Source organism: Spinactinospora alkalitolerans (assembly GCF_013408795.1).
Taxonomy (GTDB): Bacteria; Actinomycetota; Actinomycetes; order Streptosporangiales; family Streptosporangiaceae; genus Spinactinospora; species Spinactinospora alkalitolerans.
The window spans coordinates 3864445-3888207 of the sequence record NZ_JACCCC010000001.1 but is presented as its reverse complement, the minus strand read 5'-3'; the positions used below and the strand labels follow the sequence as shown (position 1 = coordinate 3888207).

Annotated in this window: 20 protein-coding genes and 1 pseudogene; 9 read left to right on the top strand and 12 right to left on the bottom strand. The window is 72.4% G+C overall.

Going from position 1 to position 23763, the window contains the following annotated elements; all coding sequences use genetic code 11:
* Positions 1–61: 61 nt before the first annotated feature.
* Positions 62–841, bottom strand: a complete 780-nt coding sequence (locus HDA32_RS17235; protein ID WP_246334397.1) for a VldE C-terminal domain-containing protein — start codon at positions 839–841, stop codon at positions 62–64.
* Between the two features lie 288 nt (positions 842–1129).
* Between HDA32_RS17235 and HDA32_RS17230 the strand changes: the two genes are divergently transcribed.
* Entirely contained in the window at positions 1130–2167 is a 1038-nt protein-coding gene (locus HDA32_RS17230; RefSeq protein WP_179644162.1) for a chitinase, read from the top strand.
* Positions 2168–2244: 77 nt separating this feature from the next.
* Here HDA32_RS17230 and HDA32_RS17225 read toward each other — a convergent pair whose 3' ends face one another.
* Entirely contained in the window at positions 2245–2967 is a 723-nt protein-coding gene (locus HDA32_RS17225) for a cell wall anchor protein (protein WP_179644161.1), read from the bottom strand.
* A 415-nt stretch (positions 2968–3382) separates the two neighbouring features.
* On the opposite strand from HDA32_RS17225, the gene HDA32_RS17220 reads away from it, so the two are divergent.
* A complete protein-coding gene (locus HDA32_RS17220; RefSeq protein ID WP_179644160.1) occupies positions 3383–3967 on the top strand; it encodes a flavin reductase family protein in 585 nt (194 codons plus the stop codon).
* 148 nt (positions 3968–4115) lie between these two features.
* Here HDA32_RS17220 and gdhA read toward each other — a convergent pair whose 3' ends face one another.
* Both gdhA and HDA32_RS17210 read right to left on the bottom strand, forming a co-directional pair.
* Positions 4116–5468: an NADP-specific glutamate dehydrogenase gene (gene gdhA, locus HDA32_RS17215; protein ID WP_179644159.1), complete on the bottom strand. Its 1353-nt coding sequence runs from the start codon at positions 5466–5468 to the stop codon at positions 4116–4118.
* Positions 5469–5827: 359 nt separating this feature from the next.
* Positions 5828–7378, bottom strand: coding sequence for an LCP family protein (locus HDA32_RS17210; RefSeq protein ID WP_179644158.1), 1551 nt, complete (start codon positions 7376–7378; stop codon positions 5828–5830).
* 358 nt (positions 7379–7736) lie between these two features.
* On the opposite strand from HDA32_RS17210, the gene HDA32_RS17205 reads away from it, so the two are divergent.
* The 3 genes from HDA32_RS17205 (at position 7737) to HDA32_RS17195 (ending at position 10712) form a co-directional block, all read left to right on the top strand.
* The gene (locus HDA32_RS17205) at positions 7737–8738 is read left to right on the top strand and encodes an Lrp/AsnC family transcriptional regulator (protein WP_179644157.1); all 1002 of its coding nucleotides are present in this window, start codon (positions 7737–7739) and stop codon (positions 8736–8738) included.
* 10 nt (positions 8739–8748) lie between these two features.
* The gene (folP, locus tag HDA32_RS17200; RefSeq protein ID WP_376766965.1) at positions 8749–9654 is read left to right on the top strand and encodes a dihydropteroate synthase; all 906 of its coding nucleotides are present in this window, start codon (positions 8749–8751) and stop codon (positions 9652–9654) included.
* A gap of 410 nt (positions 9655–10064) precedes the next feature.
* A complete protein-coding gene (locus HDA32_RS17195) occupies positions 10065–10712 on the top strand; it encodes an RraA family protein (RefSeq protein ID WP_179646755.1) in 648 nt (215 codons plus the stop codon).
* Positions 10713–10719: 7 nt separating this feature from the next.
* Here the strand turns inward: HDA32_RS17195 and HDA32_RS17190 are convergent.
* The 3 genes and pseudogenes from HDA32_RS17190 to HDA32_RS17180 form a co-directional block, all read right to left on the bottom strand.
* Positions 10720–11241 (bottom strand): annotated as a pseudogene (locus HDA32_RS17190) (AAA family ATPase); the annotation flags it as partial.
* Between the two features lie 38 nt (positions 11242–11279).
* On the bottom strand, positions 11280–12053 hold the full coding sequence (locus HDA32_RS17185; RefSeq protein WP_218883131.1) for an ABC transporter permease: 774 nt from the start codon (positions 12051–12053) through the stop codon (positions 11280–11282).
* 118 nt (positions 12054–12171) lie between these two features.
* Positions 12172–12972: an ABC transporter permease gene (locus HDA32_RS17180; protein WP_179644156.1), complete on the bottom strand. Its 801-nt coding sequence runs from the start codon at positions 12970–12972 to the stop codon at positions 12172–12174.
* Between the two features lie 350 nt (positions 12973–13322).
* On the opposite strand from HDA32_RS17180, the gene HDA32_RS17175 reads away from it, so the two are divergent.
* Complete coding sequence (locus HDA32_RS17175; RefSeq protein WP_179644155.1) at positions 13323–14000, top strand: TetR/AcrR family transcriptional regulator; 678 nt, start codon at positions 13323–13325, stop codon at positions 13998–14000.
* Positions 14001–14846: 846 nt separating this feature from the next.
* On the opposite strand, the gene HDA32_RS17170 is transcribed toward HDA32_RS17175, so the two are convergent.
* The gene (locus HDA32_RS17170; protein ID WP_179644154.1) at positions 14847–15524 is read right to left on the bottom strand and encodes a FadR/GntR family transcriptional regulator; all 678 of its coding nucleotides are present in this window, start codon (positions 15522–15524) and stop codon (positions 14847–14849) included.
* A gap of 400 nt (positions 15525–15924) precedes the next feature.
* Here HDA32_RS17170 and HDA32_RS17165 point away from each other — a divergent pair, with 400 nt between their 5' ends.
* Entirely contained in the window at positions 15925–17205 is a 1281-nt protein-coding gene (locus tag HDA32_RS17165; RefSeq protein ID WP_179646753.1) for a CynX/NimT family MFS transporter, read from the top strand.
* 16 nt (positions 17206–17221) lie between these two features.
* Here HDA32_RS17165 and HDA32_RS17160 read toward each other — a convergent pair whose 3' ends face one another.
* The 3 genes from HDA32_RS17160 to aceA form a co-directional block, all read right to left on the bottom strand.
* Positions 17222–18115, bottom strand: coding sequence for a CPBP family intramembrane glutamic endopeptidase (locus tag HDA32_RS17160; RefSeq protein WP_179644153.1), 894 nt, complete (start codon positions 18113–18115; stop codon positions 17222–17224).
* A gap of 89 nt (positions 18116–18204) precedes the next feature.
* On the bottom strand, positions 18205–18477 hold the full coding sequence (locus HDA32_RS17155) for a hypothetical protein (protein WP_179644152.1): 273 nt from the start codon (positions 18475–18477) through the stop codon (positions 18205–18207).
* A 258-nt stretch (positions 18478–18735) separates the two neighbouring features.
* Positions 18736–20034, bottom strand: a complete 1299-nt coding sequence (aceA, locus tag HDA32_RS17150; protein WP_179644151.1) for an isocitrate lyase — start codon at positions 20032–20034, stop codon at positions 18736–18738.
* Between the two features lie 239 nt (positions 20035–20273).
* On the opposite strand from aceA, the gene HDA32_RS17145 reads away from it, so the two are divergent.
* Both HDA32_RS17145 and HDA32_RS31850 read left to right on the top strand, forming a co-directional pair.
* The gene (locus HDA32_RS17145) at positions 20274–21710 is read left to right on the top strand and encodes a helix-turn-helix transcriptional regulator (RefSeq protein WP_179644150.1); all 1437 of its coding nucleotides are present in this window, start codon (positions 20274–20276) and stop codon (positions 21708–21710) included.
* A 56-nt stretch (positions 21711–21766) separates the two neighbouring features.
* Positions 21767–22627, top strand: coding sequence for a helix-turn-helix domain-containing protein (locus HDA32_RS31850; protein WP_179644149.1), 861 nt, complete (start codon positions 21767–21769; stop codon positions 22625–22627).
* On the opposite strand, the gene HDA32_RS17135 is transcribed toward HDA32_RS31850, so the two are convergent.
* On the bottom strand, positions 22624–23757 hold the full coding sequence (locus HDA32_RS17135) for a Fic family protein (RefSeq protein ID WP_179644148.1): 1134 nt from the start codon (positions 23755–23757) through the stop codon (positions 22624–22626). The genes HDA32_RS31850 and HDA32_RS17135 overlap by 4 nt on opposite strands.
* Positions 23758–23763 lie beyond the last annotated feature (6 nt).

Here is a 23763-nt window from a genome sequence, read left to right as displayed (position 1 = left end):
CGCGCACCGGCACCGTGGTTTCGGCCTGGAGCCCAAGACGGCGCCGCGGCACCCTCCCGGATCAGGTGCCGGACTGCACGTCGACGTGGACGTGGTCCAGGTGGCGCAGGATCTCGTTGCCGGGGTCGGGGGAGTCGTAGTCGCGCCAGCCGGCGATGGAGAAGCGGACGCTCCAGATCCGGTCGTCGAAGATGACCACGGCGATGTCCAGCTCCTCGGCGTGGGCCACCAGCCAGTGGGCGAGCAGCCAGCCCGCGCGGCGGTTGTCCTCGTCGACCGGACGGTAGAAGACGTCGACGGCCCGGCCGTCGTAGTGCGCGGAGTCGGCGCCGTGGCCGCTGTCGACGCCGCCCGGCTGGAACCCGCCGAGGCTCTGCTCGCCGAACACCTCGGCCATCGCCTCGCGCAGCCGCTCGGCGCGCGGGGTCAGGCCCGATTCGGTCATCTCCTGTGCGGCCAGGCCGTCGGCGGCCTCGGCCGTGCACGTCAGGCTCGGACCGGCGTCGCCGGGCGGTCCCTCGCGCAGCCGCTCCAGCGCGGCGGCGTCGACCGAGCCGGTGTCGGGCGGCTGCTCGCCGCGCGCCTCCAGGGCCACGGCGGTGGTGGCCAGTTGCGCCTCCTCGACCGTCAGCCCCACGGTGCCGTCGGCCGTCTGCACCGAGCACGGCGGTCCCCAGGGCAGCGCGGTGGAGTCCAGTCCGGACCGGTCCGCCAGCCATGGCACGCCCACCAGCGCGGCGCCCACGACGACGGCGGCCAGCACCGCCGCGGCGGCGACGCCCTTGACGAAGCCTCCGACCCGACCCCGACCCCGACCCCGACTCCGTGACCGCGCGTGCATACCGCGACTTTAGCGACAGCGCCGCACCGCTCGCGCCGCCCCTGCACCCGTCCGGCTTCGGCGGTCATTTCATGACATGGGGTGACGAGTCGATCGTTACACCTCATCGTGGCGAATCGGTGACTCTGTGTTGACTCAGGGGATTCGGGCGGTCTAGCGTCGCGTCCGCGATATCGCGAAACAAACCTTCCTATTTCGGTCGGTGCGCACCGACCCGTTCGGTCCCACCGCTTCCACTCGATTTCCGTTCTGCTTCTCCCTCCCGAAACAGACCGTGGAGACCCGCTCATGAGAACCAGACTGCTCAGCGCACTGGCGGCCGTGGCCGTCCTGCCGGTCGGCCTGTGGGCCGCCGGCACGATGGACGCGCCGGCCGCCGAGATCACCCCCGCGGCCGGCGTGTCCGCGGAGGTCGCCGAGACCGTCGTCGCCAACGACTCCACCGCCGATCCCGAGGCGATGGGCGCGGCACCCTACCTCTACTACGGCTGGGGCGATCCCCCCGATGCCGTCCGGCTCATGCAGGAGACCGGCGTGCGCTGGTTCACCCTCGCCTTCATCCTGTCCGACGGCGGGTGCGCGCCGGCCTGGGACGGGACCCGCCCGCTGGACGGGGCCGACGCCGACCGCATCGCCGAGATCAGGGCCGCCGGCGGCGACGTCATCCCCTCCGTCGGCGGCTGGAGCGGCGCCAAACTCGGTGAGAACTGCGCCGACGCCCAGTCCCTCGCCGCCGCCTACCAGCAGGTCGTCGACGCCTACGACCTGAAGGCGATCGACATCGACATCGAGGCGAGCGAGATCGAGAACGAGCAGACCCAGGACCGCGTGCTCGCCGCGGTCAAGATCATCAAGGCCGACAACCCCGGCCTCGACGTGATCATGACCCTGGGCACCACCACCGAAGGACCCAACCACTGGGGCGAGCGGCTGATCTCGCGCGCGGCCGAGACCGGCGCCGGCGTCGACACCTGGACGATCATGCCCTTCAATTTCGGCGGCGGCGACATGGCCGCGGCGACCCGCAGCGCCTCGGAGGGCCTCAACGCCCACATCGCCTCGGCCTACGGGATCTCCGGAGCCCAGGCCTACGCCATGCAGGGCATCAGCTCCATGAACGGCACCACCGACACCGGTGAGACCGTCACACCGGCCGCCTACAGCGAAATGCGCGACTTCGCGCGAGACTCCGGCATGGACCGGTTCACGTTCTGGGCGGTCAACCGCGACCGGCCCTGCCCCGGCGGCGGCGCGAGTGCCTCCTGCGGCGGCATCGACCAGCAGGAATGGGAGTTCACCCGCATCACCGCCGGCTTCCCCGGCTGATCGCGCGCGAAGCCGCGGATTCGGCGAGCCGCGACTCCTCGCGGCGCGGGGCCCGGTCGAGCACCGGGCCCCGCGCCTCACGCCGTGAGCAGGACGAACACGCCGCCCCCGATCAGGGCGACCGCCCAGACGCGGTCCATGGTGACCCAGCGCGCCCGCAGCGCGTGCACGCCGAGGAAGTCGTGCACGACCAGCGCCACGACCCCGGCGGCGACGAACATCGCGACCGTGTGCACGGCCGTGGCCGCCAGGCCCAGGAGAGTCGCGTCGAAGAGGTCCCAGCGGAGCGCATCCGCGTGCCCGGGGCCCGATCCCGCGCCGTCTCCGGCCGAGGGCGGCGGCGCCCCGTGGGCGTGGCCGCCGTGACCGGCCCGCCCCGCGCCGGCGCCGGGGCCCTCGGCCAGTTGCCCCGCGAGCACCGGGAGCAGCATCAGGCCGGCCCCGTGCAGCGAGGACATCAGGAACGACCAGGCGGACAACTGCCACAGCGACAGCCGCACGCCGTCCCGGTGGGAGTGCCGGCGGGCCACGAGCAGGCACAGGCCCGCCGCCACCACGACGGCCCCGCCGGCGACCGAGAACCACCGCGAGGCCGCCGCCGAACCGGTCGCGGTGATGAGCACCGCGACCACCGCGATGGAGGCCGCGTGCCCGCCGGCGATGGCCGGCAGCGACCGCAGCACCGCGGCGCGGCTGCGCTCCTGCAGCCCGCGAGAGACGGCCACCAGCCAGCCCATCCCGGGATTGACCCCGTGGAAGATCCCCAACCCGATCAGAACCCACATCTGGCCCGCGGTCATGGAGCTCCGTTCGGCGTTCGCGGACGCGTCACCGGGATCGTCACACGCTGTTACAGGCCGATCAACCCTCTGGCGCGACCCGGCCGGATTCGGTCGCGGCCGCGCGGTCCCCACCCGTCTTCGCCCGTCCCCGCGGCCCCTCCCGCCCCTCCCGCCCCGGCCGGACCGCGCCGGTGTGAACTGGATCGTGGCGCGGTGCGGCACGCTGTTCCTACGATGCGGATCGGATGCGAATCGCACTCGGTCGCAGTGGCCCTCGCAACGGCCGCGCGGAGCCCGGCCGCGACCCGGCCCGGGTCCCCGCAACGGCGCCGGGACGGCGGCGGGAATACCCCGCTCCCGGCAACGGCTGTTGTGAGGGTTGGCAGCGGCACAGGCACGGCAAAGCGGAGGCGCGCAAGTGTGGTCATCGCCGATGACGGGATCGCCGGCAGGCAGGACCGGCGGAGCCGACGAGGCCCCCGGGCGGGAGCCCGCGGCGGACTCCGCCGCGCGGACCGCCTCCCGGCTGCCCCGTGACGGCGCCGTCCCGGCCGACCTGTTCCGCAGGGCCCTCGGTTCGCACGCCGCCGGCGTGGTGGTCGTCACCGCCCACCCGGCCGCCGGCCCGGTGGGCATGACGGCGACGTCCTTCACCAGCGTCAGCCTCGACCCGCCCCTGGTCTCCTTCTACGTCAACGCCGGATCCGGGTCGTGGCCGGGCATCCGCGACGCCGGCGCCTTCGCCGTCAACATCCTGGACGAGCGCCAGCACGACACCGCAGCCCGCTTCGCGGCCAAGGGGACCGACCGGTTCGCCCCGCCGACGCGCTGGAGCCACGGCCCCGAGGGCCTCCCGCTGCTTCACGGCGCCGTCGGCCACGTGCTGTGCCTGCGCCACGACCTGCTCGCCGTGGGCGACCACTGGCTCGTGGTCGGACGGGTGGCCGACGCCTCCGTCAGCGAGGACGGCCGGCCGCTGCTCTACCACCGCAGCCGCTACGGCCGCTTCGACGCCTGACCGATGTCCGGCGATCGGGTTCGCGCAAAGGGGCGGCCGCCGCAGTGCACGCAGCGCCGGCGGCACGGCGGATCCGGGCCCTGAAAGTCCCGCCTCGCCCTGCGGGCGCAGCGGTCACGACCCGATGAGGCGGGCGCGCCCCTTTCCCTCAGATGACGCCCTGGGCCAGCATCGCCTGGGCCACCAGGTCGAAGCCGGCGATGTTGGCGCCCACCACGTAGTTGCCCGGCCGGTCGTAGCGCTCCGCCATCTCGTAGCAGGAGTCGTGGATGTGGCGCATGATCTCGCTCAGCCGCTCCTCGGTGTAGCCGAAGGACCACGAGTCGCGCGACGCGTTCTGCTGCATCTCCAGCGCGCTGGTGGCCACGCCGCCGGCGTTGGCGGCCTTGCCGGGGCCGAACGCCACGCCCGCCTCCTGGAGGATGCGCACGCCCTCGGGGGTCGTGGGCATGTTCGCGCCCTCGGAGACGGCCTTGACCCCGTTGCGGATCAGCGTCTTGGCGTCGGCCCCGGTCAGCTCGTTCTGGGTCGCCGAGGGCAGCGCGACGTCGCACGGGACGTCCCAGACGCTGCCGCCGCCGATGTAGTGCGCGCCGCCGCCCCTGCGCTCGGCGTAGTCGGAGATCCTGGCGCGCTCGACCTCCTTGATCTGCTTGAGCAGGTCGAGGTCGATGCCGGCCTCGTCCACGACGTAGCCGCCGGAGTCCGAGCAGGCGATGACGGTCGCGCCGAGCTGCCGGGCCTTCTCGATCGAGTAGATCGCGACGTTGCCGGAGCCGGAGACGACGACGCGCTGACCGTCCAGGTCCTCGCCGCGGGTGCGCAGCATCTCGGCGGTGAACAGCACGCTGCCGTAGCCGGTGGCCTCGGTGCGCACCTGGGCGCCGCCCCAGTTCAGGCCCTTGCCGGTCAGGACGCCGGACTCGTAGCGGTTGGTGATGCGCTTGTACTGGCCGAACAGGTAGCCGATCTCCCGGCCGCCCACGCCGATGTCCCCGGCCGGGACGTCGGTGTACTCGCCCAGGTGCCGGTAGAGCTCGGTCATGAAGGACTGGCAGAAGCGCATGACCTCGCCGTCGGAGCACCCCTTGGGGTCGAAGTCGCTGCCGCCCTTGCCGCCGCCGATCGGCATGCCGGTGAGCGCGTTCTTGAAGATCTGCTCGAACCCGAGGAACTTGACGATGCCGAGGTTGACCGAGGGGTGGAACCGCAGACCGCCCTTGTAGGGGCCGAGCGCGCTGTTGAACTCCACCCGGAAACCGCGGTTGACGTGCACCTCGCCGGAGTCGTCTGTCCACGGGACACGGAAGATGATCTGGCGTTCGGGCTCGCAGATCCGCTCGATGAGCTTGGCGTCCACGAGCTCGGGCCGCTTGGCCAGCACGGGACCCAGGCTCTCCAGCACCTCGCGCACCGCCTGGTGGAACTCCTGCTCGCCGGGGTTGCGCCGCAGGATCTCGGCGTAGAGCGGTTCGACCTTCTCGTCCAGGACTGGTGACATGCGTGTGCCTCCGCATTCGGTGGGGCGCCCTTTCGGAGCCACACTGCCCGCGGGCACGCCGAAAGAACGCCGGATGGCTGTTTCGGGGAATGCACGGCGACGCTGCCGGTTCACTGCGGTCCCTTGGCGATCATAGAAGACGGCCGAAGGGTGCGCGGCAGGGCACTCCGGTCAATCGCCGCTCCGGTCGCCATTGACGCGATTCGCGGACGGTTCCGGGGCAAGAGGGCGAAAACGGCGGAAACCCGGCTAACCTCCCTCGAAGCCGCTCTCGACCCGGCGGTTCCGCGCCCGTCCCGCGACGTCGTCGGTCTCGTCTGCGACCGGCTCGGAGGCGCCCCGGCCGTCGGCCGGAGCTCCTACGGGCAGAGCCGGTCGAGTGAGGTCGCCTCGTCGCCGACCTGACGGCCCGGCGTGGTCGGCGAGGGGTCGGGCAGGCCGGTGTACTCCTGCCACTCGGTGTCGCCGGCGGAGGGCGAAGGGGAGCCCGGGGCGCTCGCCGACGGGCTCGGCCCGGCCAGGTCGGCCATGTCCTCGTCCTCGGGGTTCCCGCCGCTGCCGTCCTTGCCGGTGCTCTCGCCACTCGAGGACCGGCTCTCCTCCTGCTCCCGAATGGCGGCGTCGACCAGTCCGCGGATCTTCTCCCAGTCCGGATAGGCGGTGTCGACCTGCGGCGGCGACAACTGGAGGGTCTTCATGCCGCCCTCGGCGGCCAGGTCGGCCAGGTCGACGAAGTGCGGCACCTTCGGCTGCGGGATGTCGGTGCGCAGGGTGCGCTTGGTCGCGCCGGCCAGGTCCTGGAAACCGGTGAGGACCAGGGTGGGGTCCACCTGCTCGGCCATGTACTTGACCAGGCAGCCCTGCCGGCCCATCCGGGTGTAGTCGTCGCTGTTGACGCGGCTGCGGCCGTACCACAGCGCCTCGTTGCCGTCGAGGTGCTGCCGGCCGGTCTCCAGGACATCGTCCTCCTGGCCGTAGGGGATGGGGTCCTCGATGTAGACGTCGATGCCGCCGATGGCGTCGACGAGGTCCTCGAACCCCTGCATGTCGACCAGCGCGTAGTAGTCGATGTCGATGCCGATGGCGTGGCCGATGGTCTGCTTGAGGGTGTCGGCCGCCGGGTCCTGCACGGTCGGGTCGATCGCGAGCTCCTCGGGGTCCTCGGCGACCGTCTGGTAGACCTCGTTGAGCAGATCGCTGAAGCCCTGGGGCTCGGGGTAGAGCTCGGCCAGCGCGCTGTCCTCGGGGAAGGGCGCGTTCTCCAGGTTGCGCGGCAGCCCGATCAGCACCACGTCGCCGTGTTCGACGTCGATGCTGGCCACCATCATGGAGTCGGTGCGCATGCCGTAGCGGTTGTCCCCGGAGTCTCCGCCGATCAGCAGTACGTCCACCCGGTCGCGGCCGGCCCAGGGATCGGTGTCGTCGTGCGGCTCGGCGGGGTCGGCGGCGCCGCTGAACACCGAGGAGAACATGTCGTGGGCGGTGTAGGAGGTGCGCATCACCGCCGCCGCGGGGGCGGCGACGACCAGGCACAGCACGGTGACCACCGCGCCGGCGGCGAACCTGCGCAGCACGCCCGCGTTCGGGGGCCGGGTGATCACGTAGGAGTGGATGATCACCGTCATCCACAGCACCGCGACGGCGAAGGCGAGGGCCGCGGCGGTCAGCAGCCAGCGGCCCTGGACGGCGATCCGCGCGCCCCGGATGACGTCGCCGTTGAGCAGGACCGCGCCGACGACCGCAGCGGCGATGAGGGCGACGTAGCAGAAGAGGATCAGTCCTCCGGCCCAGCGGCGTCCGGTACGCAGGTGGGCGATGCCCGGAACAAGGGTGGATCCGGCCGTCCACAACAGGGCCCGCCCCGTTCCGTTCGGGCGCTCGCGCCGCTGCTCGTCCCGCTGCTCGGGCATGGGGGGATCCCTTCTGCTGTCGGTCCCAAAGTGGCGCCCGGCATCGGGGATGCTGGTCGTGTGCGATGGGCCGTCATCTTTTTCCTACCGCACAGGCGCGCTGTTAATGCGCATACAGTGTGGCGCTTTGTCGGAGTTGTTCGCACACCGGCCTCCGACGGCGACCCGACCGCCGGACGTCCGTTATGTCCGATGGAGGTGCTCGATGCCCGGTTCTCCGGGCATAGCGGACCAAAGTCAGGCTTGTTTCTTTCGTGATCAGTAGTTAAGCGTCGCTACAACTGCCATGATCTGGCCGCAGGAGGGGGCGGCGCCCGGGGGGAGCTGGGCGCCGTCATGCGAATGAAAGGCACTCATCGTGCTCGATGCGGTCGATGCCGCGCTCGTCAGGGCGCTGCAGGGGGATGGAAGAGCTACGTACCAGGCGCTGGCCGACGGAGTCGGGCTGTCGCGCACGGCGGTTCGCGCCCGGGTCAGGCACCTGATCGCGGCCGGGGCGATCCGAATCGTCGGTGTGCTGCACGCGGGCGTCATGGGGATGGAGGTATTCGGACACATTTCATTTCGTGTTTCCGGTCCGGTTCGCCCGGTCATGGCCGAACTCGCCCACCGGGAGGCGGTCACGTTCGCCGCGCTGACCGCCGGACGCTTCCCCGCGGTGGCGCACGTGCGGGTCTGCGACGACGCGGCGCTGGCCGCGGAACTCACCGAGCTGCGCGGGCTCCCCGGTGTGACCGGGGCCGAGGTGTTCCGCGGCGACACGATCGTCAAGGACGCCTACTCGAGCGTGCGCGCGCTGCGCGAGGTCGGCATCGACCCGCTCGACTGGCGGCTCATCCGCCGGCTGCAGGTCGACGGGCGCGCGTCCTACGCCGAGCTCGCGCGCTGCGTGGGCCTGTCCCAGGCCGCGGCGCGCTCGCGGGTGGTCCGGCTGATCGACGCGGGCGTCGTCCACGTCACCGCCCTGATCGAGCCGTCGGCGGTGGGCGCCAACGAGCACCTCGGGTTCGGGCTGCGTTGCCGGGGCGACGCCGAGGCGATCGCCGGGCGACTGGGTAACCTGTCCGGGGTGTCCTTCGTGACCACCGGTTTCGGGCGCTACGACATCGTCGGCAGCGCCTCGGCCGCCGACCGGCCGACGCTGGTGGAGGCGCTGGAGGCCATCCGCTCCTGCCCCGAGGTGACCTACGCGGAGACGTGGGAGCACCTGTCGGTGGCCAAGGAGCGGCACCGGGCCGACGGCGGCTCCCGCACCGCCGAGGGGAGGCCGCGGGAGCAGGCGCCCCTCTCCCGGAGGCGGGCGGCCGCGGGCGGGAGGGCCGGGGGAGAGGTCGCAGAGGAGCGGGAATCCGCGCAGTGAGGGAGGACGCATGGGCGCCGCGGCGAGGGAGCGGTCGATCGGAGGGCCGGAGCCGATGACGCCCTCGGGCGTGCTGCGCCTGCGCGGCCGCACCTTCGGCCCCGGCTCCCACGCCGTGATGGCGGTGATCAATCGGACCCCCGACTCCTTCTACGACCGGGGCGCAACCTTCGCCTTCGACGCCGCCGTGCGGGCCGCCGACACCGCTGTGGCGCGGGGCGCCGACATCATCGACGTCGGCGGCGTCAAGGCCGGCTACGGCGAGGACGTCCCGGTCGAGGAGGAGATCCGGCGCACCGTTCCGTTCGTGACGGAGCTGCGCCGGCGCCATCCCGGCGTCGTCATCTCGGTCGACACCTGGCGGGCCGCCGTGGGGCGCGCGTGTGCCGCGGCAGGCGCGGACCTGGTCAACGACACCTGGGCCGGGGCCGATCCCGACCTCGCCAGGGTGGCCGCCGAGTTCGACGTCGGCCTGGTGTGCAGCCACAGCGGAGGCCTCGCCCCGCGCACCGACCCGCACCGCGTCGCCTACGCCGACGTGGTGGCCGACGTCAGGGACACGGTGGTGGCCCTGGCCGAGCGGGCGGTCTCCTTCGGAGTCGGCCCGGACCGGATCCTGATCGACCCCACGCACGACTTCGGCAAGAACACCTATCATTCGCTGCTGCTCACCCGGCGCCTGCACGAACTGGTCGGCACCGGATGGCCGGTGCTGGTCGCGGTCTCCAACAAGGACTTCATCGGCGAGACCCTCGACGCCGCGGTCACCGACCGCCTGGCCGGGACGCTGGCCGTGCTCGCGGTGTCGGCGTGGCAGGGGGCGCGGGTGTTCCGGGTGCACGACACCGCAGCGGCCCGCCGAGCGCTGGACGCGGTGGCGGCCATGGAGCGCCAGGGCCGCGGCGCCGACCGTTGAGGACGGCCCGGCGCCGCGCCCGGACCGCCCGCGGCGCCGGGCCGGGCCGCGGGGAACGGAGGGGCGGGGCGTGCCCGCTGGGGCGGGACCACCGGGGTGTGGCTCCGCTGCGTGGCCGGCCGGTCCTGCGGAGTCACGCTTCGGTGGTGGGCCGCTCCCTGTAACCGCCGGTAGCATTTTTTTCGGTTTTCCCTTCGGCATGTCTTGCGTCACCCTTAAGTTACCCATGAGTATGAGGGGAGTCGGGCCGCGAGGGGGACCTGTCCTCCTCGGCTCGCGAACGGCGCGGTGCCGCCGCGGACCCCTGTCCCCCGGCGGTCTTTCCGTCCCGCGCCGCGCGAGCGCCGCGGTCCGCTCAGGCGCGGTTGCAATGGGAGGCTGACGTGGCGCTTGCGGATACCTTGACGGCGATGGGCACGGCGGCGCTCACGCGATGCGGAGCGCGCCCGCTCGGTGCGCACCTGTTCCCGGTCTGGCCGGGCGCGGCCTTCGCCGCCACGGCGCTGCCCGTGCGGTGCGCTCCGGGCGACAACCTCGCGCTGCACGTGGCAGTGGCGCAGGCGGCCCCCGGCAGCGCGCTGGTGGTCGACGTCGCCGGCGAGCCGGAGTACGGCTACGTCGACGAGATCCTCGCCGTCGCAGCGCGGATGCGCGACGTGGCCGGCATCGTCATCGACGGCTGCGTGCGCGACGTGGGCGCGATCGCCCGCTGCGGGCTCCCCCTCGTCAGCGCCGGGGTCTCGGTGCGCGAACCCAGCCACGACGCCGGGGGAGCGGTCGGCCAGGAGGTGCTCATGGGCACCGACTCCCTGCCCACCCCGGTGCGCCGCGGCGACTGGGTGGTCGCCGACGACGACGGCGTGGTCTGCCTGCCCCGCGGCCGGGTCGCCGCGATCGTCGCCGACGCGGTGGACTCGGTCTCCCGCGACCAGGAGGTGCTGGACGCCCTGTGCTCGGGCCGCAGCACCCTGGACGTGCTCAACCTCGACCCCTCCCGGGTCACCGGCTGGCACGGCCGAGCCGTCCCGGCCGAGAGCTCCGCGGAGCGGGCGGGGTAGGCGGGGTCTACGGCGCGGTCCCGGCGGCGCCGGCCTCCTCCAGGCCCTCCTCCCCGCGGTACAGCCGGGCCACCACGTCCTCGATGTCGGGCTCGCGCAGGGTGAGGTCGGCGATCTCGCGGACCTGCGCCACCTCGGCGATCACGGCCGCGGGGTTGGCGCTCAACTCCAGCCACTGGCGCGGCCCCTCGATCCGGGTCACGCGGGCGCCGGGCACCTCGATCGGAGCGGCCGGGCCGGCGCCGCGGTCGGTGTCGAGGTCCACGATGAGCGTGCGCGGCGAGGGCGCGGTGTCGCGCAGCGCCGCGAGGTCGCCGTCGAAGGCGAGCCGCCCGCGGTCGATGACCATCACCCGTCGGCACAGCCGCTCCACGTCGCCGAGGTCGTGCGTGGTGAGCAGGATCGTCGTGGCGCGCTCGGCGTTGAGCCGCAGCAGGAACTCCCGGATCGCGGCCTTGCTGACCACGTCCAGCCCGATCGTCGGCTCGTCCAGCACCAGCAGCTCCGGGCCGTGCGCGGCGGTGAAGTCGCGGCCCAGGCCGCGCGCCTCGATGATGGCGGCCATGGTCAGCTCCCGGTGGATCGGTAGTGGCGCAGCCCGGTGCGCCAGACGAGGGCGGCCAGCAGGCACAGCACGACGGCGACGCCGGGGGAGGCGAAGCGCAGCCACTCGGCCATGCCGAGCGGGTCGGGCCAGTCGAGCAGGTACAGCGCGGGCTGCCAACTGACGAAGGCCAGCGGGACCAGGAAGGTCACCGCGCGCACCACGTCGCGGCCGTAGACGGCCAGGGGGTACTCGGTCAGCGCCTGCCCGCCGTAGGTCACCGAGTTGGCGACCTCGCGGGCCTCGGCGACGAAGAACTGCACGCACGCGCCGATGATCCACAGCGCGGCGCAGACGGCGACCCCGGAGCAGATCAGCACCGGCAGCAGCAGCGCGCGCTCCGGCGTCCACTCGATGTCCAGCTCCACCAGCGCCCAGGCCAGCGTGGCCGCGCTCGGCGCGACCTTGCCCAGGCGCCGCGGCGAGAACCCGTCGGTGGCGAGCTGGACCAGCGGCGAGACCGGGCGCACCAGCATCGTGTCGAAGGCGCCGCTGCGCACGTGCTCGCCCAGCCGCTCCACCGACCCCATGAGCAGGTCGGCCAGGCAGAACGCCACGCCCGACAGCCCGTAGATCAGCAGCGCCTCGTGCAGCCCGAACCCGGCGAGGCGCCCTGCGTGGCCGAACACGAAGAACAGCGCGGCCAGTTCCAGCCCGGAGGCCGCGGCCTGGGCCAGGGTCAGCAGCGCCAGCGACAGCGGGTACTGCGCCACGGCGCGACACCAGGCCCAGGCCAGCCGGGGGTAGGCCGAGAGGGAGGCCGGCCGGCGCTCCCGCCCGCGGCCCCCGGCGCCCGCGCCGCCGGTTCGCTCCTCACCGGTCGGCGCGATGCCCGCCGCTCCGCGCCCCGTTGCCTCAGCCACCCTGGACCACCACCCGCCGCGTGGCGCGCGCGGTCAGCAGCGCACCCAGGCCGAGCAGGGCCGCCGTCCACGCGGCCTGGTGGGCCAGGCCGCCCAGAGCGCCGCCGCCGGGCAGGGTGTCCTTGCCGAGGAAGATCTCAACGGGCACCTGAACCAGGGCCGCCCACGGCAGCAGCCGCAGCACCGAGGCCAGCCCGTCGGGGAAGAGCACCAGCGGCAGGAGCATGCCGGAGCAGGCGGGGCCCAGCAGCCAGGCCACCGCGTTCACGCCGCGGGTGTCCATCAGCCAGAACCCCAGCAGCGCGTACAGGTAGCGCAGCGCGAAGCCGATGAGCACCGCCAGCGCGAACGCGGCCGCCGCCGCGGCCCAGCGCACCGGGTCGCGCGGCAGTACCAGGCTGAAGACGGCCAGCCCGGCGATGAAGGTGGGGACGCCGCGAAAGACCAGGTTGAACGCTGCCCGCCCGAGGTCGTGGGCGAGCCACCACAGCATCAGGTGCACCGGGCGCAGCAGGTCGACGGCGACCTCGCCGCTGCGGACGCGCTCGCCCAGGTCCAGCGGCGGCCCGAACACCGCGACCGGCCCGATGAGCGCCTGGGCCAGAAAGACCTGGGTGACGGCGTCGGCGGCGCCGTAGCCGTTGATCCGGGGCTGGGCGGCGAAGACCGCCAGCAGCACCATCGCGTTGATCAGGCCGAACACGACATTGACGAACACGCCGGCCGCGGTCGCGGCGCGATAGGTGGAGTAACGGCGCAGCCCGCAGGCGAACACCGCGAGATGGACCCGCACGTGCCTGACTCCTGGATCGAATGAGACGGGAAGGAGGGCACGTCCCTGCGGGCGGGCAGGTCCAGGGCGCCGCGAAGCAAAGACCCTAGCACGGGACGCGGCGGCCGGTGACGTCGATCACGGTCTCCCCGGCTCCCGCGCCCCGCTCCCGCCGATCCGGGACCGCTGAGGAGGGCCCGGCGACCAGGGCGACCGGCCGAGTGAATGGCCGGACGGGCGGCCGGGGAGTGGCCGGAGCAGGCCGCGTGCGCGGGAATTCCGGCCACCGGCGGACGCGGCCCCCGGTGGGGCGGCAGACTTTGTGCGCAGGGAAGATCACCGACGCCGCACCGTTGTGCTCAGGAGGACGCATGGGCCAGACCGCGGACCGTCCCGCACCGCCGGAGCCGCCGGAACGGGAGCGCGATCGGGGCGCGCAGCGGCGGCACGGGCTGTCGGCGCGCGGCGCCGCGACCCGCAGACGGCTGATGGCGGCCGCGCGCGCGGAGATCCTGGCCGGTGACGGCGTCCTGGAGGTGGCCAACGTGGCCGACCGCACGGAGGTCTCGGTCGGACTGCTCTACCGCTACTTCGGCAGCAAGGACGGCCTGGTCAGCGCCGTCGTCAACGAGTTCTACGACAGCTACGACGAGACCGTGTTCACCACCCGCATCGACGCCGGGGTCGGCTGGCTGGTCACCGAGCACCTCCGGCTCCGCCGCGAGATCGACTTCCTGTGCGACGACGCGCTGGGCAGGGTCATCATCGGGCGCCGACTGCGCGAGCCGGCCGCGGCCCAGGCCGACGCCGAACGCCTGGCGCGCCAGGTCGACATCGCCGCCCGCGGCATCGCGAGGGGGCAGCGCGGGGGAGAGCTGGACACCGCGATCCGGCCGCGCTTCGCCGCGGCCGCGATCCTCGGGGCCTTCCGGGAACTCATGGCCCAGGCGCTGAGCGGCCCCGCCGAACCGCCGCGCGAGGAACTGCTCGACGTCATGTGGCGCACCGGGACCAGCCTGCTGCTGCCCGCCGAGGACGCGCTCCCGTAGCGGTCCGCCGAAGACGAGGTCCCGGCCGCGGCGGGCGCCGTGCCCGAGGTCCTTCGGCCGTCGGGGGGCTTTGACCTCGGTCGGAGGAGGAGTCCGCGGTGACCGGGCGATCCTCTCGCGCACCGGAAAACCCCAGCCGATCCTGACCTTGAGGTTCAACCTCGACCACCGAGGGCTTGAAGCTCAGCCCAAGGAGGGATCCGCGGTGACCGGGCGATCCTCTCGCGTGGCCGAAGGCCCCTACAGGGATCGCCCCGGCGCCGCGCCGCCCACGCCGCCACCGTGGGCGCCAGGGCGCGACCGTGGTTTCGGTGCGCGGTGAGGGCGCGGGCCGCCGTGCCCGCTCGCCTCGGCCACCGAGGGCGTGAGACACCGGCCACAGGGTTTGAACCCCGGCCCGAGGACACAACCGCACACCGCCGCCGTGGGCGCCGGGCCGAAACCGCGGTGCCGTCCCGCGTTCACGGCGTCGGCGTGCGCCTCGCGCGCGTGAGGCGATTTCCGTCTAGGGACCTTCGGCCACGCGAGAGAATCGCCCACCCGCACGCCCTCCCTCCTGGGGCGGGCCTTCACGACCCCCTGGGGTCAAGGCTTCTTCCATCTCTCTTGGGGCGGGCCTTTAAGACCTCCTGGGGTCGAGGTCTCTTCCACTTCTCTTGGGGCGGGCCTCACCCTGGGACAGGAGCCATCCCTGAACCGGGACCGCGAAACCTCGACGGTCGAGTGCCGGAGAGCCGCTGAGTCGGCCTCTGCGGCTTGCGCAGGAGCGGACCGGATAGCGGGAGCGGCCGCGCCGCCGCCGCCGTCTCCTCGGGTCGCTGAGGGCGGTGCCGCGTCGGCCCCGGTTCAGTCCTGGGTCAGCGTCAGCAGTTCGTCGAGGTAGCAGGCGGCCTCGCGCATCGCGCGCTCGGGGTCGCCGGCCCGGATGGCCTCGGCCAGTCCGCGGTGGTCGATGCCCTCGTCCTGGGCGGGCTCCTCGTGGGCGGTGTGCGCGATGCTGTCGTAGACCACCTGCGCGATGTCGTCGTAGAGCTCGATGAGCAGCGAATTGTGCGTGGCGTTGACGACCGCGCGGTGGAAGGTGAAGTCGGACTCGACGAAGGCCGCCATGTCACGCTCGCGCCAGGCGGCGTCGCGCAGCCCCATCGCGGTGTCGATGTCGGCCATGTCGGTGTCGGTGTGGCGCAGGGCGGCCAGGCGCGCGGCCTCCATCTCCAGTGCGCGCCGGACCTCGAGGTTCTCGCGCAGCCGGGACCGCTCCAGCCTGCGGCGCAGTGCTCCGCCGAGCTCGCTGGAGGCGCGCACGAACGTGCCGGCCCCCTGGCGGATCTCCAGCAGTCCGGCGTGGGCGAGCGCGCGGACCGCCTCGCGGACGGTGTTGCGCCCGACCTCCAGTTGCTCGGAGAGCTCGGACTCGGTGGGGATGCGGTCGCCGACCGACCACTCGCCAGAATCGATCTGGGTTCTCAACTGGCTGATGACCTGGTCGACGAGTCCCGTTCGACGCGTCGAAGCGAGGGGCACGGGCTTACCTCCTGCGGATGCTGGCCGTTCCGGTGAGCCATAGGGTACGGAGTCGGTTTGTGAAGTCGGTTAAAGCGGGAGCTTAGACCAGTCTTGCCCAAGGCATGGTCCTCTCATGGCCAAGACATGGTTCTCCGGCGCCGATACGGCGGTCCGCCGCGGGAGCGCCCCGGCGCCGCGGCCCGCGCCGACCCCCGGTTCTGCGTTATCCTCGGAATCTACATCGGGTCATCCTATGAATGTCTGCGCAGCAGACTCCTCATGGATGCGCGTGCAGCGGGTTCTTCGGTGATGGCCCGTACAGCGGGTTTCTCAACGGATGCCTGTACAGCGAGTTTTCAACGGATGCCTGTACAGCGATTTTTTCAACGGATGTGTGGTGGAAGTGACGGCCGTGCCCATGGCGGGTGGGGAGAGGACTGGGAGGTCCGGGGACGTGCGTGGACCCTCTCGGGGCGGGCGTCCCCGCCGTGTGACGTGGCTGCTGGTGGCCGGTGTCGGGCTCGCGGCCGTCAACCTGCGCACCGCGATCACCAGCGTCGGTCCGGTGCTCGACGAGATCACCGGGGACCTCGGCATGTCCGGCGCGATGGCGGGGCTGCTGACCACGCTGCCCGTGCTCTGCTTCGCCGCGTTCGGAGCCCTCACCCCGGCCCTCATCCGCCGGTTCGGCGAGCACCACGTCCTGCTGGCCGCGCTGCTCGCGCTCACCGCCGGCCTGGGCAGCCGCGTCCTGGTCCAGGACCAGTGGCTCTTCCTCGCCCTGAGCGCGCTGGCGCTGTCCGGAGGAGCCATGGGCAACGTGCTGCTGCCGACCCTGGTCAAGCAGCACTTCCCGCACCGCGTCGGCGCGATGACCACCCTCTACACCACCGGACTGGCGCTGGGGACCACCATGGCGGCGGCCGGCACCGTTCCCATCACCCAGGCCACGGGCGGGAACTGGCACGTCGCCCTCGGCTGCTACGCGGTCTTCGGGCTGATCGCCGCCGTCCCGTGGATCGCGGTGCTGCGGCACGAGCCGCCCCGTGCCGCCGCGGGGCAGTCCCTGGGCATCGGCCGGGTGCTGCGCACCGCCATGGGCTGGCAGAGCGTCGTCTTCTTCGGCACCCAGTCCACGATCGCCTACATCATGTTCGGCTGGTTCGCGCAGCTGCTGCGCGACAGCGGGATGGACGCCACGACCGCGGGCGTCGCGCTGTCCTACCTGACCGCACTGTCCATCCCGACCTCGCTCGTGCTGCCGGGGCTCATGGCCAGGGTGCGCGACCACCGCGGCTTCATCGTGTTCTTCTTCGTCTGCTACGTCGCCGGATTCGGCGGCCTGTGGGTCGCTCCGCTGCAGGGCGTGTGGCTGTGGGCGACCCTGATCGGCATCGGGATGGGGACCTTCCCGCTGGCCCTCACCTTCTTCGCGGTGCGCACCCGCACCGCGTCGGCGACCGCGGCGATGTCGGCGGTCAGCCAGAGTCTCGGCTACCTGATGGCCGGAACCGGCCCTTTCCTGTTCGGCCTGCTGCACGAGCTCACCGGCGACTGGCGCGCACCGCTGGCCATGCTCCTCGCCACGGCGCTGCTCAACCTGGGCGTCGGCATGCTCCTGGGCCGCCCGCGCCACCTGGAGGACGCGCCGGCCATGCGGGAGGCCGCCCCGGCGGCCGGCTCCACGGGGGCCGGGTGAGTCCGGTCCCGCCCGCTCATCCGCCCGGCAGCCAGCTCACCTCACCGATCAGGTAGACCGCCCCGGCGAACGCCACGATGTCGATGACGGAGTGCGCGATCACCAGCGGCATCACCCGGCCGTATCGGCGGTAGAACCAGCAGAACACCAGACCCATCACGAGGTTGCCGAAGAACATCCCCACCCCCTGGTACAGGTGGTAGAAGGCGCGCAGCACCGAGCTCGCCACGGCGGCCCGCACCGGCGACCAGCCGAGCTGGTCCAGGCGCAGCATCAGGTAGCCCACCACGATGACCTCCTCCAGCACGCCGTTCTTGACGGCCTGCAGGATCAGGACGGGCAACTGCCACCAGTGCTCCTCCAGGGTGCTGGGCCGCACCGTCACGGTCATGCCCAGCTGCCAGGAGACCACGTAGACCGCGAGCCCGCCGCACCCGATGAGGGCGGCCAGGCCGGGGCCCGTGAGGAGGTCGTGGCCGGGGCGGCGCAGGTCGAACCCGATGGTGCGGGCCGACTGGTGGCTGCGGCGCAGCAGATACAGCACCAGCGCCACGGGCGCGAAGGCGAAGACCAGCGAGTACACCTGGCGGGACAGGTCCAGCCAGGGCCACTCCGCGGCGGCCTGCGGGTCCACCAGGCTCGCGCTCTGCTGGGCCAGCCCTCCCGGCGCGGTGACCGCTCCGAGGAACGAGATCGCCGCGGAGACGGCGGCGGCGCCCAGCGACAGCGCGAGCACGCACAGGATCTCCGCCTTGATGAGGCCGGGCGTCAGCGGCGCGGCGGAGGCGGAGCCCGGGTCCCGCCGCTGCGGCGCGGGTCGCGCGGACGGCGTCTCGGACGAGGGGGCCTGGAGGGCGGCCTCGGGGCCGGGCTGCGATTCGGCCTGCGATTCGGGCTTGGGATCGGCCATGGAAGCGATCATCGCACCGCTGCGCGGACGCGTGCGGCGCGGGTGGGCCCCGCGCCGCACCCGTCCGCGCCGGCGGGGGAGGCCGCGGATCAGTCGTCGTCCTCCTCGCCCTCCTCGTCGTCCTGGTCCCCGCCGTCCTGCTCTCCCTGCTGGTCGTCCTGGTCCCCGCCGTCCTGCTCTCCCTGCTCCTCTCCGTCCATTCCGCCGTAACCGCCGCCGCCGTCCTCCTGCTCGACCTCGTCCTGGTCGCCGTCGTCCTCGGTGTCGTTGCAGGCGGCCAGGGGGCCGAAGGCGAGCGCGGCGATCAGGCCGGCGGCGGCCAGGCGGCGCGGCAGCGCGGGAAGGTCGTCGATGATGCGCATGGGTCGCTCCCTCGTCGAGTCGCTCGGGCGGTGGCGGCCGTGCGGCGGCGCCACCGGCTTTTCCCGGTCGCCTCCCGACTACCCGCGGCCGCTCCCGGTTATCCCGGTCGTCTGCGCCGCCGCGGTCCGCCCACGACGAACCGCCGGCCTCGCGGGTGACACGAATCCGCGAGGCCGGCGGCGGGAGGACGGCGGCCCGCCGCGCCCCAGCCACGAAAGCAGGGCGGGCCGCCATCAGGAACGAAGAGGTCCAGGACGTCAGTGAGCCGCTGAGAACTGGTCCTCTTCGGTGGAGCCGGTGAGGGCCGTGGTGGAGGCGTCCGGCGTGATCGCGGTGCTGACCTGGTCGAAGTAGCCGGTGCCGACCTCGCGCTGGTGCCGGGTGGCGGTGTAGCCGGCGGCCTCGTTGGCGAACTCCGCCTCCTGCAGTTCGACGTAGGCGCTCATGCCGCTCTCCGCGTAGCCCTTGGCCAGGTCGAACATGGAGTGGTTCAGCGAGTGGAAGCCGGCCAGGGTGATGAACTGGAACTTGTAGCCCATGTGGCCGAGCTCGCGCTGGAACTTGGCGATGGTGGAGTCGTCCAGGTGCCGCTTCCAGTTGAACGACGGCGAGCAGTTGTAGGCGAGCATCTGGTCGGGGTACTCGGCCTTGATCCGCTCGGCGAACTGGCGCGCGACCTCCAGGTCCGGCGTCGAGGTCTCCATCCACAGCAGGTCGGAGTAGGGCGCGTAGGCCAGGCCGCGGGCGACGCAGGACTCCAGGCCGTTGCGGACCCGGTAGAAGCCCTCGCCGGTGCGCTCACCGGTGATGAACGGCTGGTCGCGCTCGTCGACGTCGCTGGTGATGAGCGTGGCGGCCTGCGCGTCGGTGCGCGCGACGACCAGGCTCGGGACGCCGGCGACGTCGGCGGCCAGGCGCGCGGCGCTCAGCGTCTTGATGTGCTGGCCGGTCGGGATGAGGACCTTGCCGCCCAGGTGGCCGCACTTCTTCTCGGAGGCGAGCTGGTCCTCCCAGTGCACGCCCGCCGCTCCGGCCGCGATCATGCCCTTCATCAGCTCGAAGGCGTTGAGGACGCCGCCGAAGCCGGCCTCGGCGTCGGCGACGATCGGCGCGAGCCAGTGCGGCGCGTCCTCGTCGCCCTCGGACCAGGTGATCTGGTCGGCGCGCAGCAGGGCGTTGTTGATGCGGCGCACGACCTGCGGGACCGAGTTGGCCGGGTAGAGGCTCTGGTCGGGGTAGGTCTGGCCGGCCATGTTGGCATCGGCGGCGACCTGCCAGCCGGAGAGGTAGATGGCCTTCAGGCCCGCGCGGACCTGCTGGACGGCCTGGTTGCCGGTGAGGGCGCCCAGCGAGTTGACGTAGTCCTCGGTGTGCAGCAGGTCCCACAGGCGCTCGGCGCCGCGGCGGGCCAGCGTGTGCTCCTCGGTGACCGATCCGCGCAGCCGGACCACGTCCTCGGCGGAGTACGTGCGCTCGATGTCGGCCCAGCGCTTGTCGGTCTCCCACTCTCGTTGGAGCGCGGCGCTGGCTTCCTGCTGACGACCGGTGATGCTCATGGTCTCTTCCCGCCTTCGAGTTCGTCCCCTGGAAAGTTCGCCGGCTGGAGATCCCCCGTACGGGACCGCCGTAGCCCCGGTCAGCCGGTGCTGAGGCGATCCCGGCGGTTTGTTCCCCGCCGGTAACTATGATTCTTCGCAAAGATCCAGGGTTTTTCGAGCCGATTCCTGATGAAGATCTTCGATTCTTTCTCTAAGATGAACGCATGGCGTACTTTGGGACCGAAGAAATACCGACTTTGCCCAGTGACCTGGATCTCGTCACGTTTGGTCAGCGGCTCCGCCACCTCCGTCGTGCGCGCGGGATGACACTGTCCGATCTGGGCGAACGCGTCGGCCGTGCCCCGTCCCAGCTATCGCTGCTGGAGAACGGCAAGCGCGAGCCGAAGCTGTCCCTGCTCACCTCGCTGGCCAAGGCGCTCGGCGTCTCGGTGGAGGAGCTGCTCTCCCGCCAGCCGCCCAGCCGCCGCGCCCAGTTGGAGATCGCGGTGGAGGAGGCCCAGCGCGACCCCGTGTACCACACGCTGAACCTGCCGCACCTCAAGGTCGGCAAGCGCGTCCCCAACGACGTGCTGGAGCACATCGTCGGCCTCTACGACGAGCTCAAGCGGCGCAGCGCCAAGCCCACCGCCACCCCTGAGGAGGCCCGCCGGGCCAACGCCGACCTGCGTCGGCAGATGCGCGAGCGCGGCAACTACTTCGAGACCATCGAGAAGGCCGCCCAGGAGACCCTGGACGCCGTCGGCTACCGCGGGGGAGCGCTCTCCCAGGGGCTGATCCTGTCGATGGTCACCCACCACGGGTTCACGCTGCGCTACGTCCAGGACCTGCCGCGCTCGGTCCGCTCGGTGACCGACACCCGCAACCGGCGGCTCTACCTCAAACGCGAGTCGCTGGGCATGCACACCCCCCGCACGATCCTGCTGCAGACCCTCGGCCACTTCGTGCTCGGCCACGCCCAGCCGCTCGACTTCGCCGACTTCCTGCGCCAGCGCGTCGAGGCCAACTACTTCGCCGCGGCCGTGCTCATCCCCGAGTCCAGCGCGGCGCCCTACCTGCAGGAGGCCAAGCAGGCCCGCGACCTGTCGGTGGAGGACCTGCGCGACGTCTACGCCGTCTCCTACGAGATGGCCGCGCACCGCTTCACCAACCTGGCCAGCCGCCACCTCGACCTGGTCTGCCACTTCATCCGCAACGACGAGACCGGGATCATCTACAAGGCCTACGAGAACGACGGGCTGATCTTCCCCACCGACGACACCGGGGCGATCGAGGGCCAGCGGATGTGCCGCTACTGGTCCGGGCGCCAGGTGTTCGCCTCGCCCGACCGCTACTCGATCTACTACCAGTACACGGACAAGCCCAACGGCACCCACTGGTGCGTGGCCCACGTCGACCCCAGCCGGGAGCGCAACTTCGCGATCACGCTCGGGGTGCCCTACAAGGAGTCGCGCTGGTTCCGCGGGCGCGAGACCACCCACCGCACCAAGTCCGAGTGCCCCACCGGCGAATGCTGCGTTCGCCCGCCCGCCGAACTCGCCGCGCGCTGGGAGGGCAACGTGTGGCCGTCGGCTCGCGCCCACTCCCACGTGCTCGCGGCGCTGCCGCCCGGCACGTTCCCCGGTGTGGACGAGACCGACGTCTACGCCTTCCTGGAGCGGCACGGGGCGGAGTAGTCCCCTTCCTTCGTACGGGTGTTCACATCGGCGGCCGGCGCGGCCATACTGGTCGGGTGAGCGGCACCGCGGGAACCGGGCACGCCGGTCCGGACGCCGACCGGGCCCGGCGGGAGATGGTCGAGCGGCGCCCGCACCCGGCGCTGGCCGGCCTGGTGCGGGGCTACTGCGGCTACCGCTACGACCTCGGCGAACCCGTCTGGACCCGCGAGGGGCCCCACGGCGGGGTCACCGTCATCCTCGGATTCGGGCCGCCGATCGGGGTGGGCTGGGTGGCGCGCCCCGAGCGGCCGGTGGACACCGTCACCTCCTTCGTCGCCGGCGTGCACGACGAGGCGGCGTTCACCGTCGACGCCGGGCGCCAGTACGGCATGCAGATCGACCTGAGTCCGCTCGGCGCCTTCACGCTGCTGGCCGTTCCCTCCAGGGAGCTCGCCGGCCGGGTCGTGCCGCTGGAGGACGTGCTCGGCGCCCGCGCGGCCGCCCTGGTCGCCCGGCTCGGCGAGGCGCCCGGCTGGCCGGAGCGCTTCGCCGAGCTCGACGCCGAACTGCTCCGGTGGCTGGAGCGCGCGCCCTCCCCGCACCCCGTGGTCGTCCAGGCGTGGTCGCTGCTGCGGCGCACCGACGGCCGGGCCACGGTCACCGAGCTGTGCGCCGCGACCGGCCACTCGCGCCGCCACCTGACCTCGCTGTTCCGCCGGGAGGTGGGCCTGCCGCCCAAGACGATGGCGCGGGTGCTGCGCTTCCACCGCGCCCAGGGCCTCCTGCTCGCCCCCGACCCGCCGCCCCTCGCGGCCATCGCGGCCGAGTGCGGCTACTACGACCAGGCCCACCTCAACCGCGACTTCACCGCGCTCGCCGGCTGCACCCCCACCCGACTGCGCGCCGAGCGCCGGGACTCCCCCGCGTCGCCCTAACCGCGCCGGTAGGGATCGCGCAACGGCTCCCGCCTGCGCTCGAAATCGGCCCGGATCTCCATCATCAGCGGCCCCGGAGCGTAGAAGCGCCCCTTGGTCTCGCCGTAGGGCGCCAGCCACCCCCGCTTCGCCAGTTCCCTGAGGTCGCGGGTCGCCTGACCGGGGCTGAGGACCTCGTCGGACTGGTAGGTCGCCCGGCGCAGCCGGCGGCTGACGAAGACCTGGTAAAGCGCGCTGACGCACCGGGAGTGCAGTCCTTCGGCCTCGATCCGCTCGTCGAGTCGGCACCACACATCGGCGGCCTCGCGCAGCCGCTGCCGGACGGCCTGGGCCTGCATGTGGTGGGCGCGCAGGCAGAAGCGCACCCAGGAGTGGGTGTCGCGGTGCGGTGACCACTCGCGGCCGCCGACATCACCGAGGACGCGGTAGTAGTCCACCGTGTTCTCGGATACGCCGAGCCACTCCTCGATCGAGGAGAACTGGGGGGACAGGACGCCGTCGCGGGCGAGCACGAGCGTCTGGAGGGCCCGGGACCCCCGAGCGTTGCCGTCGCGCCACGGGTGGATCTTGACGAGGTTCAGGTGCGCCATGGCCGCCCGGACGTACACGTGCGCATCCAGGTCCCCCTCGTTGAGCCAGGTGACGAGTTCGTCCATGAGCGCGGGCACTCGTTCGGCGTCCGGTCCCTCGTAGACGGTCTCACCGGTGGCGCCGTTGCGGATGAAGACGCAGCCGGGGCGCGGCGTGCCCGGGGCCTTGCCCGTGTGGTGACCGATCATCATGAAGTTGAGCGCGTGCAGCAGGGTCGCTTCGTACCGGAAGTGCCGGGTGCATCCCAGGACCTGGATGTAGCTCAGAGCCTGCCGGTAGCCGACCAGCTCGCGGGAGACCTGGGCCGAGGCCTCCAAAGGGACTTCGCCGGCCACGACGGACTCCACGTCCTCCAGGGTCGCGTGGTACCCCTCGATCGAATTCGAGCCCTGCACGGCGCGTGCTTCCAGGTTGCGCCGGAGTTGCCCGTCCCATCGATGCGGCTCGGCGAGCTGGTGACGCAGGTCCCGCCGGATCTCTCCGCTCTCGGCGAGTACCTGCTGATCTGCGCTGTCAAGGGCAGGAGTGGCGTAGAGCATGGCCCG

Bases quoted from the DNA above. Each gene is read 5' to 3' on its own strand.
- HDA32_RS17235 (WP_246334397.1), bottom strand. From the start codon at position 841: ATGCACGCGCGGTCACGGAGTCGGGGTCGGGGTCGGGGTCGGGTCGGA.
- HDA32_RS17230 (WP_179644162.1), top strand. From the start codon at position 1,130: ATGAGAACCAGACTGCTCAGCGCACTGGCGGCCGTGGCCGTCCTGCCG.
- HDA32_RS17225 (WP_179644161.1), bottom strand. From the start codon at position 2,967: ATGACCGCGGGCCAGATGTGGGTTCTGATCGGGTTGGGGATCTTCCAC.
- HDA32_RS17220 (WP_179644160.1), top strand. From the start codon at position 3,383: ATGACGGGATCGCCGGCAGGCAGGACCGGCGGAGCCGACGAGGCCCCC.
- gdhA (WP_179644159.1), bottom strand. From the start codon at position 5,468: ATGTCACCAGTCCTGGACGAGAAGGTCGAACCGCTCTACGCCGAGATC.
- HDA32_RS17210 (WP_179644158.1), bottom strand. From the start codon at position 7,378: ATGCCCGAGCAGCGGGACGAGCAGCGGCGCGAGCGCCCGAACGGAACG.
- folP (WP_376766965.1), top strand. From the start codon at position 8,749: ATGGGCGCCGCGGCGAGGGAGCGGTCGATCGGAGGGCCGGAGCCGATG.
- HDA32_RS17195 (WP_179646755.1), top strand. From the start codon at position 10,065: ATGGGCACGGCGGCGCTCACGCGATGCGGAGCGCGCCCGCTCGGTGCG.
- HDA32_RS17175 (WP_179644155.1), top strand. From the start codon at position 13,323: ATGGGCCAGACCGCGGACCGTCCCGCACCGCCGGAGCCGCCGGAACGG.
- HDA32_RS17165 (WP_179646753.1), top strand. From the start codon at position 15,925: ATGGCGGGTGGGGAGAGGACTGGGAGGTCCGGGGACGTGCGTGGACCC.
- HDA32_RS17160 (WP_179644153.1), bottom strand. From the start codon at position 18,115: ATGGCCGATCCCAAGCCCGAATCGCAGGCCGAATCGCAGCCCGGCCCC.
- HDA32_RS17155 (WP_179644152.1), bottom strand. From the start codon at position 18,477: ATGCGCATCATCGACGACCTTCCCGCGCTGCCGCGCCGCCTGGCCGCC.
- aceA (WP_179644151.1), bottom strand. From the start codon at position 20,034: ATGAGCATCACCGGTCGTCAGCAGGAAGCCAGCGCCGCGCTCCAACGA.
- HDA32_RS17135 (WP_179644148.1), bottom strand. From the start codon at position 23,757: ATGCTCTACGCCACTCCTGCCCTTGACAGCGCAGATCAGCAGGTACTC.